At 66.3% G+C, this 16,176-nt stretch carries 16 protein-coding genes and 1 pseudogene; 8 read left to right on the top strand and 9 right to left on the bottom strand.

Going from position 1 to position 16,176, the window contains the following annotated elements:
- Positions 1-26: 26 nt before the first annotated feature.
- Positions 27-689: a membrane protein YczE gene (gene yczE, locus NQJ30_RS17590; RefSeq protein WP_255771497.1), complete on the bottom strand. Its 663-nt coding sequence runs from the start codon at positions 687-689 to the stop codon at positions 27-29.
- A gap of 61 nt (positions 690-750) precedes the next feature.
- On the opposite strand from yczE, the gene yczR reads away from it, so the two are divergent.
- A complete protein-coding gene (yczR, locus tag NQJ30_RS17585) occupies positions 751-2,400 on the top strand; it encodes a MocR-like transcription factor YczR (RefSeq protein ID WP_255771496.1) in 1,650 nt (549 codons plus the stop codon).
- Between the two features lie 83 nt (positions 2,401-2,483).
- On the opposite strand, the gene NQJ30_RS17580 is transcribed toward yczR, so the two are convergent.
- The gene (locus NQJ30_RS17580; RefSeq protein ID WP_255771495.1) at positions 2,484-3,176 is read right to left on the bottom strand and encodes an SRPBCC domain-containing protein; all 693 of its coding nucleotides are present in this window, start codon (positions 3,174-3,176) and stop codon (positions 2,484-2,486) included.
- Positions 3,169-3,829 (bottom strand): annotated as a pseudogene (locus NQJ30_RS17575) (helix-turn-helix domain-containing protein). Before NQJ30_RS17575 ends, NQJ30_RS17580 begins: the two are co-directional and overlap by 8 nt.
- Before the next feature lie 201 nt (positions 3,830-4,030).
- On the opposite strand from NQJ30_RS17575, the gene NQJ30_RS17570 reads away from it, so the two are divergent.
- Positions 4,031-5,044: an RluA family pseudouridine synthase gene (locus NQJ30_RS17570; protein WP_255771525.1), complete on the top strand. Its 1,014-nt coding sequence runs from the start codon at positions 4,031-4,033 to the stop codon at positions 5,042-5,044.
- On the opposite strand, the gene NQJ30_RS17565 is transcribed toward NQJ30_RS17570, so the two are convergent.
- The 4 genes from NQJ30_RS17565 to NQJ30_RS17550 all read right to left on the bottom strand — a co-directional run bounded on the left by NQJ30_RS17565 (position 5,016) and on the right by NQJ30_RS17550 (position 8,568).
- The gene (locus NQJ30_RS17565; protein WP_255771494.1) at positions 5,016-5,546 is read right to left on the bottom strand and encodes an O-acetyl-ADP-ribose deacetylase; all 531 of its coding nucleotides are present in this window, start codon (positions 5,544-5,546) and stop codon (positions 5,016-5,018) included. The two genes, NQJ30_RS17570 and NQJ30_RS17565, sit on opposite strands and share 29 nt — an antisense overlap.
- 62 nt (positions 5,547-5,608) lie before the next feature.
- Positions 5,609-8,008 carry a hypothetical protein gene (locus tag NQJ30_RS17560; protein WP_255771493.1) on the bottom strand — a complete coding sequence of 800 codons (2,400 nt, stop codon included), beginning with the start codon at positions 8,006-8,008 and terminating at the stop codon, positions 5,609-5,611.
- 108 nt (positions 8,009-8,116) lie between these two features.
- Complete coding sequence (locus tag NQJ30_RS17555; RefSeq protein ID WP_255771492.1) at positions 8,117-8,317, bottom strand: hypothetical protein; 201 nt, start codon at positions 8,315-8,317, stop codon at positions 8,117-8,119.
- Between the two features lie 56 nt (positions 8,318-8,373).
- Entirely contained in the window at positions 8,374-8,568 is a 195-nt protein-coding gene (locus NQJ30_RS17550; RefSeq protein ID WP_255771491.1) for a hypothetical protein, read from the bottom strand.
- Between the two features lie 607 nt (positions 8,569-9,175).
- Here NQJ30_RS17550 and NQJ30_RS17545 point away from each other — a divergent pair.
- Both NQJ30_RS17545 and NQJ30_RS17540 read left to right on the top strand, forming a co-directional pair.
- Entirely contained in the window at positions 9,176-9,820 is a 645-nt protein-coding gene (locus tag NQJ30_RS17545) for an AfsR/SARP family transcriptional regulator (RefSeq protein WP_255771490.1), read from the top strand.
- Positions 9,821-9,858: 38 nt separating this feature from the next.
- Positions 9,859-10,491 carry a DedA family protein gene (locus NQJ30_RS17540; protein ID WP_255771489.1) on the top strand — a complete coding sequence of 211 codons (633 nt, stop codon included), beginning with the start codon at positions 9,859-9,861 and terminating at the stop codon, positions 10,489-10,491.
- A gap of 1 nt (position 10,492) precedes the next feature.
- On the opposite strand, the gene NQJ30_RS17535 is transcribed toward NQJ30_RS17540, so the two are convergent.
- Complete coding sequence (locus NQJ30_RS17535; protein ID WP_255771488.1) at positions 10,493-10,798, bottom strand: hypothetical protein; 306 nt, start codon at positions 10,796-10,798, stop codon at positions 10,493-10,495.
- Positions 10,799-10,876: 78 nt separating this feature from the next.
- A complete protein-coding gene (locus NQJ30_RS17530) occupies positions 10,877-12,004 on the bottom strand; it encodes a HoxN/HupN/NixA family nickel/cobalt transporter (protein WP_255771487.1) in 1,128 nt (375 codons plus the stop codon).
- A gap of 294 nt (positions 12,005-12,298) precedes the next feature.
- On the opposite strand from NQJ30_RS17530, the gene NQJ30_RS17525 reads away from it, so the two are divergent.
- From NQJ30_RS17525 to NQJ30_RS17505, 4 genes are all read left to right on the top strand, one after another.
- Complete coding sequence (locus tag NQJ30_RS17525; protein WP_255771486.1) at positions 12,299-12,628, top strand: hydrogenase maturation nickel metallochaperone HypA/HybF; 330 nt, start codon at positions 12,299-12,301, stop codon at positions 12,626-12,628.
- A gap of 3 nt (positions 12,629-12,631) precedes the next feature.
- Positions 12,632-13,561 carry a hydrogenase nickel incorporation protein HypB gene (hypB, locus tag NQJ30_RS17515; protein ID WP_304664248.1) on the top strand — a complete coding sequence of 310 codons (930 nt, stop codon included), beginning with the start codon at positions 12,632-12,634 and terminating at the stop codon, positions 13,559-13,561.
- Between the two features lie 30 nt (positions 13,562-13,591).
- Positions 13,592-14,650 carry a hydrogenase expression protein HypE gene (locus NQJ30_RS17510; protein WP_255771485.1) on the top strand — a complete coding sequence of 353 codons (1,059 nt, stop codon included), beginning with the start codon at positions 13,592-13,594 and terminating at the stop codon, positions 14,648-14,650.
- Positions 14,651-14,678: 28 nt separating this feature from the next.
- Positions 14,679-16,176: nickel-dependent hydrogenase large subunit (locus tag NQJ30_RS17505; protein WP_255771484.1), on the top strand; the 1,498-nt coding region annotated here is incomplete at its 3' end.

Raw genomic sequence — 16,176 nt, 5'->3', positions numbered from 1 at the left:
GCTGCCGGTTGCCCTAGCTGGGTTGCCTAGCTGCGGGTTGCCTGGCTGCTGGTTGCCTCGAACGGAAGCGCGTCACGTTCCCGGGGCTCGGGCGCAGCGGTTTCTTTGACGCCAGCCGGGACCATGAACCATGGCAGCAACAGCTGGACGAGGGGCCCGATTGCAAGGGCGTAGACCACGGTGCCCACCCCCACGGACCCGCCCAGCAGCCACCCGATGCCAAGAACCACGACCTCAATCAGGGTGCGCGCAATCCGCACCGACCAGCCCGCCCGCCGCGCCAGTCCCGTCATCAGGCCGTCCCTGGGGCCGGGGCCGAACCGTGCGCCGATGTAGCAGGCGGTTGCAATGCCGTTGAGCAGCACAGCCCCGACGAGCATCCCGATCTGGCCGCCCAAGTGGGACAACGCAGGGATCAGGGCCAGCCCCACGTCGGCGAAGACCCCTACCAGGACTGCATTGGCCAGCGTTCCGAAACCCGGTTTCTGCCGCAGCGGGATCCACAACAGCAGCACCACGAAACTCGCGATGATCACCACCACACCGATGCTGAGTCCGGTCCTTCCCGCAACGCCCTGGTGGAACACATCCCAAGGGTCCAGCCCCAGTCCGGCGCGGATGAACAGAGCCAGCGATAGACCGTACATGGCCAGGCCGACAAAAAGCTGGAGGAGTCTGCGAGTGAACATAGCCATAACCCTGCCAGAGAACTGGCATTGAATTACATAGCCAGTTTGAGATACTGGCTTTATGTCCGCATCGCTCAACCCGTCCGCACTGGCACGTCTCCTGGGTCAGTGGCACCTCGGGGCCGCTCCCGCCTATCGCGAGCTGGCCGACGTCGTCCGCCTCCTGGTCCTGGACGGCCGGGTGGCGCTGGACACTGCACTGCCGAGCGAGCGGGCCCTGTCCGAGGCACTGGGCGTCAGCCGGACAACGGTGACGGCCGCGTACGCCCTCCTTCGCGACGAGGGCTTCCTCAGCAGCGGACAGGGCTCGCGCGGGCGGACCCGGATTCCGCGAATGACACCGAGGGGCGCCGCGTTGTCCGGCAGCCCGGCGTCGGGCAATCCGGGCCGCCCGGCAGCGACGGGCCGCCCGGCAGCAACGCTCGCGTACGAACCCGCCGGATTGGAATTTGCCGCACGCGGGCTCAGCGCGCCGGGACTCACCGCACCCGGGCTGGCCGCGCCCGGGCTCGCGGCGCCCGACGGGCTGATCGACCTCGCGTACGCCTCACTGCCGGCCAGCGGTGAGGTGGTGCACCGCGCGTTCGCGGCCGCTCTCACCGAGCTGCCCGCACTCCTGCCGGGCTTCGGCTACGACGCCATCGGCCTGCTCCCCCTGCGCGAGGCTGTGGCCGAGCGCTATACCGCTGCAGGCGTGCCCACCACCGCCGAGCAGATCCTCGTGACGTCGGGAGCGCAACACGCCCTGAACATCATCATCCGGGCACTGGCCGGGAAGCAGGACAAGGTTCTGGTGGAGCACCCCAGCTACCCGAATGCCTTGGATGCGATCCGGGCCGCAGGCTGCCGGACCATTCCCGTGGCGTTCACTTCACTGCACGACGCCGATGCCAGCCGAGGTGCCGGCACCGACACATCCCCGCGCGGCCTGCCCGCTCCGGCGTGGGACATGCAGGCCCTTCGCGCCGCCATGATGCAGCAACGCCCCAAGATGGCCTACGTGGTGCCGGACTTCCACAACCCCACCGGTCAGCTGATGCCGGACAGCCAGCGCCGCCAACTGGTCCGAATCGCATCGGACTCCGGAACTGTCCTGGTGGTTGATGAGACCCTGCGGGCATTGAACCTCGATGGCGACGCGACCTCGCCCGTGGCTGCCTTCAGTCCGGCGGTGGTGACCCTCGGCTCGCTCAGTAAGTCCCACTGGGCCGGTCTCCGGACGGGCTGGATCCGCGCCTCGGAAGCGATGATCCAGCGGTTTGCCGCGGCACGGTCGTCCATGGATTTGGGCGGCCCCGTCATGGAACAACTCGCGGCCGCACACCTGGTCCGCGCGCTGGACGAACCGCTCCCCGCCCGGCTTGGCAACCTCCGGGACAGCCGTGCCGCCCTGCTGGAACTGCTGGCCGGACACCTCCCGGAATGGCAAACACAACGACCCGCCGGCGGCCTCTCCGTCTGGTGCAGGCTGCCGGCGCCAGCCAGCACCGCGCTAACGGTCATCGCCCCGGATTTTGGCATCCGGCTCGCCGCCGGGCCACGCTTCGGAGTCGGGGGCGCCTTCGAACGCTACCTCCGGGTGCCGTTCACGCTGCCACCGGACCAGCTGGAGACAGCAGTCCTGGCGTTGCGCTCGGCCCAGGACCGGCTACAGGCCGCCCCGCAGCTCCGCCGCACCCTCAAGAACGCCCCGGCCGTGGCCATCGCCTGAGCCTCCACACGGAGCTGAGCTCTCCGCATGCACCTGAGGCTCAACACAGAAAAGGCCTGGTAGGGTCCTCAGCGAAGCCGCCTTTACGCGTAGACCTCCGCCAGGAACCCGCTCCAGGCCTTGGCGGTGGCTTCGGAATTGCCGCTGCCGCTGAAATCGTGCACGGTCATGCCCACCGGTGCGCCGAAGGCGTTGCGGCCGAAGAACCGGTACATCGCGTCGGCAGTCCGCAGTCCGAGGAAGTTCGCATTGGAGAAGTCCAGCTCTCCGGAAAGCCGCCCCACGCCGTCGACGTCCACCTCCACTGCGGAGCCCTGCGCGGCAGCGTCCACGCCCAGCGCCTTCTTCAGCCGGTCGAATCCGTCCGGCGTCTGCGACGCTGCGGGACCCTGGATGTCCGTGAACACCACGGGCTTGCCGTCGAAATGCGCCAGGTACTGGCCCAGGGTGTGGAGGTAGAACTCGGTGTGCTTTCTGGCGCCGTCGTACTGCTCATCCCAGTTGTCGGCGAAGATCCCGCTGTGCACGTAGTGAAGCTTGGCGCGGCCGCCGTCGACCGGTTCCAGCACGTGCTCCAGCTGGTTGAACCAGCCGTCCGGACCGTCCATCCGGGAGACCAGGCGAGTGGGGAATTCCTCCACCGTCCTGACCGCCGGCCACTGGTCGGTGGGGAACATCCACGCCGGGGTGCCGCTGGTGACGGCTTCCCAGACGCGTTCCGGCGTGCCCGGCAGTTCGGTGTTGTAGACGATCTCGAATTCGCGCTTATCAGTCATTGTCCTGCTCCTTCGCTGAGGGGGTTTGTGGGTGTTTTGAGTACAGGGTGAAGTGCGACGACGATCCGGTGTTTCCGGCCGCCGCGCACCGGAGTGCCGCCGGCCGCAGCGGCGGCACCTCCCGGCGGCAGGCCGCCGTCGTGATACTTGTCAACCAGCCGCGTGACCGCAACGCCGAGCTCCTCGGCGAACGCGGCCCGGTCAGCGGCGGTGCGGAAGGTAATCTCGCCGTCGATTGCAAACGTGGCGAGCTTCTGCCGGGCCGCGGCGGCGCCGGCAATCAGCTTGCCCACCTCCTGGACCATCCGGCCCGCGAGCGCCAGCAGCCAGAAGGCCGAAAAGCGGTCGGAAAACCTATGCGGATCCGGTGCCACCGAGGCGAGTGCCACGGGCGAAATCAGGTAGGAGGCCGCCGTCGACTGGAGGACGCGTTCGGTGACGTTTCCCTTGCGCCGCTCCTCCACCAGCACCACCAGGCCGTGCCGTTCAAGGGCCTTGAGGTGGTAGTTGACCTTCTGCCGCGGGAGCCCCACCTTGGCGGCGAGCTGCGTTGCCGAGCCCGGTTCCGCCAGCTCCCGGAGGATGCGCGTGCGGATCGGGTCCAGCGACGCCTCCGCGGCGGCCGCGTCCTCGATCACTTCGATGTCCAACATGCTTCCATCATGCCAACCGACAACTTTTATTGTCAAGAAATTTTTTACCGTCGGTGCCCGGCCTGCAGGGTCCCGGGACGCCGGAACGCGTCGGCACCGCTGGAACGTTCCGGCGTCCGGGGCACGTTCCGGCGAGTTCGGCGGGCGGGCCGGTGCACTCAAGGCAGGCGGCCCCGCCACGCAAAGTAGAATGGTCCGGTGATGCAATCCCCCCTCCCCGTGCGCGACGGCGTCAACGCCACCCGCCTGCGCCTCCCGGATGAGGGGCCGTGGGACACCGCGATGGACTACATGATGCACCGCTGGGGCCACATCGATCCGCAAGGCATTGAGGACCGGTTCGACGCCGGCGAGATCGTGGGCGAGGGCGGCGCCCCGCTGGACCGGGCCACCAAGCTCGATGACCATACCTTCATCTGGTACTACCGGACCCTTCCGCCGGAAACCCGCATCCCGGTGGACATCAGCATCCTGTACCAGGACGAACACCTGCTGGTGGTCGACAAGCCACACTTCCTCCCCACCACCCCGGGCGGCACCTACATCCAGGAATCGGCCCTGGTCCGGCTGCGAAACCAGCTGAACCTGCCGGACCTGATCCCCATGCACCGGCTGGACCGCATGACCGCCGGCGTCCTGCTGCTCTCCACCAACCCGGAGACGCGTGGCAAATACCAGGTGCTCTTCGAGAAACGGCAGGTCCAGAAGGAATACGAGTGCGTTTCCGCCGCGGAACCCGCCGCCGGGTACCCCGCCGTCGACTTCCCCGTAGTGGTCCGCAACCGGATGACCAAGTCCCGCAGCTACCTGCTGGCCGAAGTGATCGACGGCGAACCGAATGCGGAAACCCGGATCGAACGGCTGGAAACGTTCGACGGCGGCACCCCTGCAGATGCCCCCGGCGCCGGTGCCGGCCTCGCCGCCGGCCTGACGCCTGCAGCCGCCGGCAGCGAAAAGCCGCGCCGCCTTGCGAGGTACCGGCTCGAGCCGCACTCCGGCAAGACACACCAGCTCAGGGTGCACATGGCATCGCTTGGCCTCGGCATCGTCAACGACGCCTTCTACCCGGACCTGCTGGACAAGGCCCCGGACGACTACACCAAGCCGCTGCAGCTGCTGGCCCGCGGCATCCGCCTTGTGGACCCCATCAGCAAGCAGCCGGTCGAATACCGCAGCAATCTGGAACTCAGCGAGGCCCTCCAAACGCCGCGCTGAACGAGTCCTCCATCTCGGAGCTGAACAGCACAAATTCCACCAGCTCAAGTGCGCTCTCCGGATGCGAGGCACCAAACCCGGTGACGGCGTCGTGCGCTGCTTCGGCCACCTGCTGCCCCGCCCAGCCGTACACCCCGCCGCCCACCGCCGGGAACGCGACGGACTCAGCTCGCAGCGAATCCGCCAGCCGCAGGCTCTCGCTGAAACACGACACCAGCAGCGCCCGGTTGGTCTGCCCGGCGCGCCGGTTTGGCCCCACGGTGTGGATGACCCAGCGGGCAGGCAGCCGGAAACCGGGAGTCGCGACGGCGGCGCCCACCGCAAGCCCGTGCGGCAGGCGGTCCTGGCGCAGTTCCCGGCAGGCGGCCAGGAGCTCAGGCCCGGCAGCGCGGTGGATGGCGCCGTCCACTCCCCCGCCGCCCAGGAGGGCGGAGTTGGCAGCGTTTACCACCGCGTCCACGGCGCGGGTGGTGATGTCGGCCTGGAGGATGCTGATCCGCATGCGGCCAGTTTCCCACGTCCCGGCGCCCCGATAAATGGCCGGCCGATCCGCGGATGAGCAACTCAGAGGCCCTGCACTACTGCGGCCGAGGCACGGAGCCAGGCCTCCCGCGTTTCCGGCTGCAGAGCCTGGTAGCTGAGCGGTCCTCCGGCCACGAGCGAGCCATCATACGGGACGTCGAGGACTTCCCTGGTGAGTGTCTCGAAGTGGGCCCTCGTCCGCTGATGAAGGTGCACATCGGTGTGCCGGGATGGAGCGGCGAGCAGGGTCACAGCGTTGCTCACCTTGGCCTGGTAACCGCGCTCGCGCAGCCCGTCCACCAGCCAGACGGCACTGGCCACCGTGTCTTCACGCAGCGTGGACACGATCACCAGCTCATCAGCTGCAGCCACTGCGGCCTCCCAGTTGGAGGACCGCATGTTGTTGCCCGTATCCACCATGATGATCCGGTAGAAACGGCGGAGGGCCGAGTGCAGCCGGTCGAACTCACGGCTTCCGATGGTGGCGGCGCCCGCCGCGTCCTCGTCCGAGGCCAGCACGTCGAACTGGGCGGACCCCTGATAACGGACGAACCGGTCCAGATCCCCGATCCGGCCCAGAACCGGATCCTCGAAGCGGTCCACCTCCTGCAGGAGGTCAACGGCCGTAGCCGTGTGCCCGGCGAGCGGCGCCCGCCACCCCAGCGTGCCGCGCGTCTCGTTGTTGTCCCACGCGAGGGTATAACCGCCGCGCTGGATTCCCATTGTTGCCGCGAGGAGCAGCGTTGCCGTGGTTTTATGCGCACCGCCCTTCGGGTTGACCACCACCACGGTGCGCGGGCCATCAAGCCGGCGCTGGACGTCCCCGACAGCCTGCAGGTGGGCGAGTTCCCGGCGCCCGGGTGCGGGGCTGATTGAGTTGCCGGTGAGCCGGCGGATGACACCCTGCCAGCCTGCCTCGGCCAGGGCTGCGGGTGGCTTTGGCCTGTCGGCGAGGAAATCCTGCAGGGTGGGGACGTCGTTGCCGGGCATGGCCGCGGGAGGTGCAAGCGCCATGGCGGACCTTCCTTTCTCTAGTGAACTCCCCAATTGCGGCTGTCCCGGCTGTGACTTCATCGGCTGCGGCTCCCCCACCTGCGGCTTCCCCGCCCGCAGATGCGGTGGCACCACAGCCTCCGCGGCCGCCGTCGAACGTAACCTGCCCCTGACGAGGCGGCCGCCGCGGGCGAGCAGGATGGACAGCAACCGGTACAGCATGATGGCCAGGCCGATCACCGGCAGGGACAACATGAGGATGGACAATCCGGCGAGCGCCGCAACGAACGGGTCACCGGCTTCCACCGCCGCGGCGGCAAGCCCGGCGTGACGCGCAACGGCGCTGGCTGTTTGTCCGAGGATCGCCGGCAGGTTGAGCAGCATCCAGCCGAGCGACACGAACAGGAGCGGCACGACGGTGACAACCCACGCCGTGACGATGCGCCGCGCGAACGGCCGGAGCTGGGTCACCAGCGGGTCCACGGGGCGGCCGGGGATGAGGCTCCGCAGCACCGGGCGGATCCGGTTGAACAGGTCGGGGACGCCGGCAATATCAGCCAGCACGAAATACCCGTCGAAACGCAGCGTCGGCACCAGTTGTTGGACCATTTGGAAGTGCATCAGGCCGGCCGCAAGCAGAAAGAATCCCTGGTCCGTCAGGAGGTACGCGCCGCCCAAACCGAGGAGGCACAGGCAGTTGAAATACAGCCCGCCAAGGTCGGTGCGGATCCGGCCTGCCCGGCCCAGGCGGTAGGAGTCAGTGACGTTAGTGAAGAACGCAGGAAAGACAAGGTAAACGCCGACGCCGATCACCCCGGGCCGTGCGCCCCCGTACCGGCACGCTGTGGCATGGCCCAGTTCATGGACGACGGCGGCCAGTGTCAGGAGCGCGAAGATCCCCAGCAGAAGCGCCGGGGTGAGCAGTATTTGTTCCAGTGAGCCCATAAAGTCACTCCTGGCAACCACGAGGGCATCGACCACCACCAGGGCCGCCAGGACGGCCACCACCACGGGACCCCAATACAGCGGCGTCAGGACCGCGGCCACGGCATTAACCGCTTTCTCCGGAAGGAGCGTGCCTCGCAGCCGCAGCGCCAGCAGGGGGTCCGCCCTTGGCAAGACCGCCGCCCCGGCGGGATCGGCGGACCGGTCACTGACCAGCCCCATCGGCGCGAGCCTGGTGTCTATCAGGTGGCGCAGTCCACCCACACCCAGCTCCCGGCCGTAACTTGCGCTGATGTCACGGGCCGTATCGTCCAGGGACTTCTCTGCCGAGAGGGAAATCATCACCAGCTGGAGGAGCTCGGAAAGTTGGACAATCTGCCCGTCCGCACGCTGCAGCAGGTAGCTGCGCTCCCTCAGCCCGGACCCTTCAACCGGGCCCAGGAAAACAACCCCGGACGCCGGAACCCAGCGGCCTGTAAACGCAGCATCAGGTGTTGCTGTCACATTCACCGCCAACTTGTCACTTTTCCCACGAAAAGCCAGTCATTAGAAGCGGGTGGGCATGCCCCAACATTGGAACATGCCCACAATGTTTGCAAAGTTCCTGCAGGCCTACTGTTGAGCTACCAACAGGGTCTGCCAGGCCTCCGAGTTCGCCACAGAACCTATTGAGGCCGCATTGATGGCCATTGAAAGATTCACAGCGACTACGGGTGCGACGTTGAAGTCGAAGAACAGCGTTTCCCGAACGGGAAGGAGCTCCAATACTTCAGCATCGAGTTCCACCAATGACAGCTTGTGCGATGCCTCCATAGCACCTCACCTCTCCCCCAGATACTCCGGGGTCCGGATATCGGACGGAAAGCGGACTAACCCTGGGCTACAAGGATTGTCTGAACAGCTGAGCTTTCAGCCGAAGCGAGCAATGACCCGGCGTTGAGTGCAAGAGAGGTGTTGGTTGCGTATACGGCTGCCCAGTTGTCGCCAAAAACCAGGGTTTCCCGCGAAGGCAACAGCTCCGCCTGCTGACTGTCCAACTCCTGGATGGTGAGCTCCTTCTTCATATGTATCACCCCCTTTCGACGTCTCCCGATCAGTCAACGCGCCGGCCCGTGGCCGCTCCGTTACAGCCGCGTTATTCTCGCGTTGTTTCGGGAAAATTTGACGTAACGCCAGGAGGCTTGGGCGGCCATTAATCTATGCCTAGGATGGTCATACCGGGCAGTAATGTCCGCGGAGAATTGCGAATGCAAAAACAACGAAAGCAGGGCGCCCGCTCATGGCGGACAGTGAAGGCACCATGGTTATTCGCGCGTGGGCGGAGCCTGCCCAAAACTACGGAATTCGGGCTCGTTTAATCTCCAGCCGCCCCGGCGAAGAGCGAGAGATTGTCGAAGCCGCGGCTGACGCTGATCAAATCATCCTGGCAGTCCGGCGCTGGCTCGATTCCCTGCAGCAACCGGGCGCGTAAAACCCGTCCTACCCCACTTAACCGCCGCCCTACCCCCGTTGCTGGAATCCCTTGACAAGGTTTGGCTGAATGCCACGATGGTATCTGGGGAACGCGTGGAATCCGGCCGCTTGAGAGGGAAAAGCATGACGGTGGCTCTCGCACAGGACTGGCGCTTGAGCCTGCTGGGGGCTTGGCGATTGCACTGCGGCAACGATGCCGTGACGGTAGCCAGCCGTGAGCAGCGGCTGATCGCCTGTGTGGGGCTCCTCGGCTGCCGGCACCGCAGTTTCCTGGCAGGCCTGCTGTGGCCCAGGAGCAGCGACACGCAGGCCGCTGGCAATCTCCGCACCACCGTCTGGTGTATCTCCCACTCTTTGCCGCGCCTCCTCCATACCGGGCCGGACACGCTGGAGCTGGAACAATCGGTCCGCGTCGACGTCGCAGCACTGCAGTTGCACGTCGCCAGAATGCAGGCCCAGCCCGAGGGCCAGATTCCGGACGGCTACCTGGACCACCTGAGCCGGGCCGAACTGCTGCCCGGCTGGTACGACGACTGGGTGATTTTCGAGCAGGAGCGCCTCCGGCAATTGCGCCTCAGCGCGTTGGAACTCATGGCCCGGCAACATCTTGCGGCGCACGAACCCGGCAGGGCCGTGATCGCAGCGATTTCGGCGGTAAGCATCGAACCGCTCAGGGAATCGGCCCATCTCCTGCTGGTCCAGGCACATCTTGCCGCCGGGAACCGGGCAGCCGCTGTCCGCGCGTACACCATGTTCGCCAGCCGGCTGGAAAATGAACTGGGCGTCCAGCCGTCCAATCAGTTGAGTGATCTCGTGGCGGCGTTCCGTCCGGCCCTGCGCTGACTCCCGTTTCGCCGCCCGAAGTGCGGTACTTTGTGGCCATGGACTTTGGCAACGCCGATAGCTGGGGAGCGGCGATCTATTTCTGGATCATCCCCGTGGTGCTCGGGGACGCCATCTTCCCGCCCATCCCGTCAGAGATGGTGGTGATCACCGGGGGCGCGCTCTCGGCGGACGGGCGGACCAATATTTTTCTCGTCGCCGCCCTGGCCGCACTGGCGTCCTGGCTGGGTGACATGCTGGTGTTCCAGCTCTTCAAACGCCGGCTCAGCCATATCCTCGACCGGTGGCGCTGGGGCAGGAAGGTCCACCACGGCATCCATGAAGCGATCGCCAGGGCGGGCCGCTCATCCACCTACGGCGCCATTATCGGTGCCCGATTCATCCCGGGAGGGCGGCTGGCGACGTCGGCCGCAGCCGGAATCGCCGACGTCGCTGTCCGCGGTTTCAGCCTCTGCGCCGGGCTCGGCGCGGTCCTCTGGGCCGGCTGGCTGGTGGGGCTGGGCTACTTCACAGGCTCGGCAACCAAGCTGCCGTTCTGGGCCAGCTCGCTCATCGGCGTTGGCGTGGGACTGGTGATCGGCTCCGTCGTCGGCGTTATTGTCACCCGCCGGCGCGGCACCCGTTCCCCGGTGGACGAGCCTCCCCCGGTGGTCGGCCCCGAACCAGACTGACTTAGACCGGTGCCCAGCGGCCGCGGTTGCGGCGGAGCACCGTCAGGGAACCGGTCAGCGCAACGCGTTCGACGGCGTCGCGCATCATGGCTGCCGATTCGCGCGCCTGGTGATTCTCGCCGTTGTACTCGGTGGCCTCCACCAGGAAGCGGAGGTTAAGCTGCGGGACACCGCCGGCGAGTTCGATCTGGTTGGACTCCACATGGTGCCGGGTCTCCAGGGCCTCCACCGCCGCGGCCATCACGGCTTCGGGCGGGTTGCCGGGCTTCAGTCCGGTGATTTTCAGGCGGGTCTGGAACGAAGGCATGCCTTCCACACTATCCCGGCGGACCCTGGGCCGGCGCTCAGCGGTCCGGCCGCCGTGCGGGCAGGGCGCTGTCTGGTCCTACCGCTGTGTGGTCCGGGCCGGCTCGTCGGGACCGCCCTGCGGAACCTGCGCTGACCAGCGCTCCTCGATATGACCGAAACGCCACACGCCCAGGGCAACGAGCCACGTGAAGATGAACAGGGCAACCGTGGTGTAGCCGATAGCCGCCAGGTCCAATCCGCCGATCACCGCGAGCGGCCCGGACCGGATCCCGGCGCTGTCCACCAGGAGGTGAATCAGCTGCACGGAACCGATGCCCAGGGCCACCGCCACGGACAGGCCGGTCACCACCACGTTGTAATAGATCCTGCGGACCGGCCTGGCCAGCGCCCAGCGGTAGGCGAACGTCATGAGGCAGCCGTCGAGCGAGTCCAGCAGGCTCATGCCTGCCGCGAAAAGGACCGGCAGCGTCAGGATCGCGTACCACGGCAGCGTCGAGGCAGCGGCTCCGGCTGCGAGGACCAGCAGGCTCACCTCCGTGGCGGTGTCAAAGCCCAGGCCGAACAGCAGGCCAACGCCATACATCTGCCACGGTTTGGTGATCAGGCGGGTGAAGCGGCCGAAGAGCCGCGTCATGAGCCCGCCGGGGGCCGGTTGGGTCTCCAGTCCGGCAGCCTTGTCCCCGCTGGACCGGAGCCGGCGCACCGATCGAAGAACCTGCAGGAGCATCACCAGGTTGAGGACACCGATGAGGTACAGGAAGACGCCCGAGACTGCCGTCCCGAAAAAGTGCAGGCCGGCCCCTGCTTCGTCCGAAACCGCCCCGCCCTGGGCCGACAGGCCCCGAATTCCGGCGGCCAGCACCGCGCACAGACCAAAGACAACGCTCGAGTGGCCCAAGGAAAACCAGAAGCCCACCGTCAAGGGCCTGTGCCCGGCCCCGCAATGCCCGGGTGCGCCCCGAGGTACGTCTCCTGCGAGTTTTCGCGTGGTGTTGTCGATGGCCGCAATGTGGTCGGCGTCGAACGCGTGGCGCAGGCCCAACGTATACGCGGCGACACCCAAGCCCACACCGAACGCTCCGAATGACCCCGCCGGAAGGTTTTCCGGTGCCACGACTGCCAGCAGGACGCCCCAGCCGACTCCGTGGAGCAACAGCACCACGGCTGCCATCCCGGCGATCGAGGACCGCTCGCCCCCTGTCACAGCGATCCCCCTGTCACAGTGATGGCCCTGTTAAAGGTGAGGGCCCTGTCAACAGTGATCGCGCAGCCAAAGTTGATCGCCCAGCCAAAACGATGGCGGGCGTACCCGTCCGCGCTTCGGGCTGTGTGCTGTTTTCAGCTTCCGGTTGCTGCACTTCCGAGCCTCCGGCTTCCGCGTCCTTGCAGAACAATGACATGACTATACGCTCCTTACTCGATGAGCGTGCGGCTGTCAAATAATTGGGTTGCGTTACGGCCGGGACGAGCCTATCTTGGCAGGAGGGAGGCACAGCCGATGCACGAACTCTCGATCGTACAAAGCCTCATAGACGCGGTCCTGGACAAGACAGGAAGCCGGGCAGTTACCGGCGTCAACCTTCGGATCGGCCCCTTGTCAGGCGTGCTCCCGGATGCCCTCCGTTTCTGTTTTGACGTTGCCTCGGCTGGAACCACCCTGGCGGGGGCGCGGCTGCAGATCGACGAGCCGCAGGGCCAAGGGCGGTGCCGTACGTGCGGGAACAACTTCGCGCTGACTGACATGTTCCTCCTCTGTCCGTGCGGCAGCGCCGACGTCCACGTAGTGACGGGACGCGAACTCCAGCTCGTTTCGGTGGAGGTGGCGTAGGCGATGTGCGCAACATGCGGCTGCGGCGAGGACGCGACACCCCGGGTTTATGCCTGGGATGCCCCCGATGCTCAGGCGCATGACCACCCGCACACACACGACCAGACGCATGAGCACGGGCACCCTCACGACCACGCCCACGACGACAGCCACCCTCACGAGCACACGCGCAGCCATCCGCACGAGCACGGGCATGAGCACGACGCCGGCCACACCCACGCGCCGGAGCTCATCTCCCTGGAACAGAACCTCCTGGCCAAGAACGATCTGCTCGCGGAACGGAACCGCGGCTGGCTCGCGGGGAGGAAGGTCCGGGCCCTGAACATGATGAGCTCCCCGGGCGCCGGAAAGACCACCCTCCTGGTCCGGACGCTCACGGAACTGGGTGACAGGCTGCAGGCCGGGGTCATCGAAGGTGACCAGGAAACGTCCCTCGACGCCGATCGCATCCGCAAGGCCGGCCGGCCCGTGGTGCAGATCAACACCGGAGCGGGCTGCCACCTGGACGCCGACATGCTCCGCCGCGGACTGGACGCGCTCGATCCCCCAATGGATTCCACCGTGTTCATCGAGAACGTGGGCAATCTCGTCTGCCCCGCCCTCTTCGACCTGGGCGAAGCAGCCAAAGTAGTAGTCGTCTCAGTAACGGAAGGTGATGACAAACCGCAGAAATACCCGCACATGTTCATCGCGGCTGACCTGGTGATCATCAACAAGTCGGACCTGCTCCCCTACGTCGAGTTCGACGTCGACGAATGCGTCCGCCGCATCCGCCACCTGAACGCCCACGCAGAATTTCTGGTCCTCTCGGCCACTACCGGGGACGGCATGGCCGCCTGGTACGACTGGCTGGACGGCCGTCCCTCCCGGACAGAGACCCGCCTCGGGTCTCTTGCAGGGCCCCTGGAAGAGACCCTGACAGACGCACACTAAGCCCCCTGCGGGCCGCGGAAAGAGGCAACGATGCCTACCGAGACTTCCCTCAAGGCCGAAGAAACCCTGATTCACGTGCTCTGGATCAACGCAGGGCTAAGCTGCGACGGCGACTCCGTCGCCCTGACGGCGGCCACCCAACCCAGCGTGGAGGAAATCGCCCTCGGCGCCCTTCCCGGCCTGCCCCGCATCGCCATGCACTGGCCCCTGATCGACTTCGAGTGCGGCCCCCAGGAAGGGGCGGACGACTTCCTGGAATGGTTCCGCAAGGCGGACCGCGGCGAACTGGAACCCTTCGTCCTGGTGGTGGAGGGGTCCATCCCGAACGAGAAACTGCACGACGCCGGGGGCTACTGGTGCGGGTTCGGCAACGACCTGGCTACGGGACAGCCAATCACCACCAGTGAATGGCTGGACCGCCTGGCACCCAAGGCAACCGCCATCATCGCCGCCGGCACCTGCGCAACCTACGGCGGCATCCATGCCATGGCCGGAAACCCCACCGGCGCCATGGGCGTTCCTGACTACCTGGGCTACGACTGGAAATCCAAGGCCGGCATCCCCATCGTCTGCGTGCCCGGGTGCCCCATCCAGCCGGACAACCTCTCCGAAACCATGACGTACCTGCTGTACCAGGCCACGGGACAGGCCCCCATGATTCCGCTCGATGATGCGCTGCGGCCCACATGGCTGTTCGGACAGACCGTCCACGAAGGCTGCGACCGGGCGGGGTACTACGAACAGGGCGACTTCGCCACCGAGTACGGCTCCCCCAAGTGCATCGTGAAGCTGGGCTGCTGGGGCCCGGTGGTCAAGTGCAACGTGCCCAAGCGCGGCTGGATGAACGGAATCGGCGGCTGCCCCAACGTCGGCGGCATCTGCATCGGCTGCACCATGCCAGGCTTCCCGGACAAGTTCATGCCCTTTATGGACGAGCCTCCCGGCGGCAAGCTCTCCACGAACACCATCCGCCCCTACGGCTCAGCCATCAGGGCGTTGCGCGGCATCACCACCCACACACTGAACCAGGAGCCCAAGTGGCGCCGGCCCGGACCTGAACTGCTGACCGGCGCGAAGCGCACCTGGTAGCCATCCCCATTCCAGACAGGTGAAGAAGATGACCTCAACGATTCCAATGCCGTCCGGGAGCGGGACGGACAACAGCAACCTCGTGGAGATGAACTGGGACCCGATCACCAGGATTGTGGGCAGCCTGGGCATTTACACCAAGATCGATTTCGCGAACAACCAGGTGGTGGAGTGCAAGAGCACGTCCTCGATCTTCCGCGGCTACTCGCTGTTCATGAAAGGCAAGGACCCGCGGGACGCCCACTTCATCACCAGCCGGATCTGCGGGATCTGCGGCGACAACCACGCCACCTGTTCCTGCTACGCACAGAACATGGCCTACGGTGTGAAGCCGCCGAACCTGGGCGAATGGATCGTCAACCTGGGCGAGGCAGCGGAGTACATGTTCGACCACAACATCTTCCAGGAAAACCTGGTGGGCGTGGACTACTGCGAAAAGATGGTCTCCGAAACCAACCCTGCCGTCCTGGCCAAGGCCGAGAATACCCGGGCCCCGCACGAGGGCGAGCACGGCTACCGGACCATCGCGGACATCATGCGTTCGCTGAACCCGTTCACCGGTGAGTTCTACCGCGAGGCGCTGCAGGTCAGCCGTGCCACCCGCGAGATGTTCTGCCTGATGGAGGGCCGGCACGTGCATCCGTCCACGCTCTACCCCGGCGGGGTGGGGACGGTGGCCACCATCCAGCTCATGACGGACTACATCACCCGGCTGATGCGGTACGTGGAATTCATGAAGAAGGTGGTGCCCATGCACGATGACCTCTTCGACTTCTTCTACGAGGCGCTGCCCGGCTACGAGCAGGTGGGCCTGCGCCGGACGTTGCTGGGCTGCTGGGGCTCGCTCCAGGATCCTGACTACTGCAATTTCGAGTACAAGGACATGACCGAGTGGGGCCGGAAGATGTTCGTCACTCCCGGCGTGGTGGTGGACGGCAAACTCGTCACCACGGACCTGGTCCGCATCAACCTGGGCCTGCGGATCATGCTGGGATCCTCCTACTACGAGGACTGGGAAGACCAGGAAATGTTTGTGACCCACGATCCGCTGGGAAACCCGGTGGACCGCCGCCACCCCTGGAACCAGCACACCAATCCGCGGCCCCAAAAGCGTGACCTGAAGGAGAAGTACAGCTGGGTCATGTCCCCGCGCTGGTTCGACGGCGAGAACAACCTGGCCCTGGACACCGGCGGCGGTCCGCTGGCACGGCTGTGGGCCACCGCCCTGGCCGGGCTGGTGGACATCGGCTACCTCAAGGCCACCGGCAGCAGCGTGCAGATCAACCTTCCCAAAACAGCACTCAAGGGTCCTGTCACCTTCGAATGGAACATCCCGCAGTGGAGCAACACCCTGGAACGCAACCGCGCGCGCACGTACTTCCAGGCTTATGCCGCTGCCGCTGCACTGCACTTCGCGGAGAAGGCGCTCGAGGAAATCCGGGCCGGCCGGACCAAAACCTGGGAGACGTTCACGGTCCCGGACGAGGCCATCAGCTGCGGCTTCACTGAAGCGGTCCGCGGCGTCC

Origin of the sequence: Pseudarthrobacter sulfonivorans, assembly GCF_024391045.1 — a bacterium.
GTDB lineage: Bacteria > Actinomycetota > Actinomycetes > Actinomycetales > Micrococcaceae > Arthrobacter > Arthrobacter sulfonivorans_B.
Note: the sequence above shows the minus strand (reverse complement) of the source record. Positions and strands in the feature narration are given on the sequence as shown.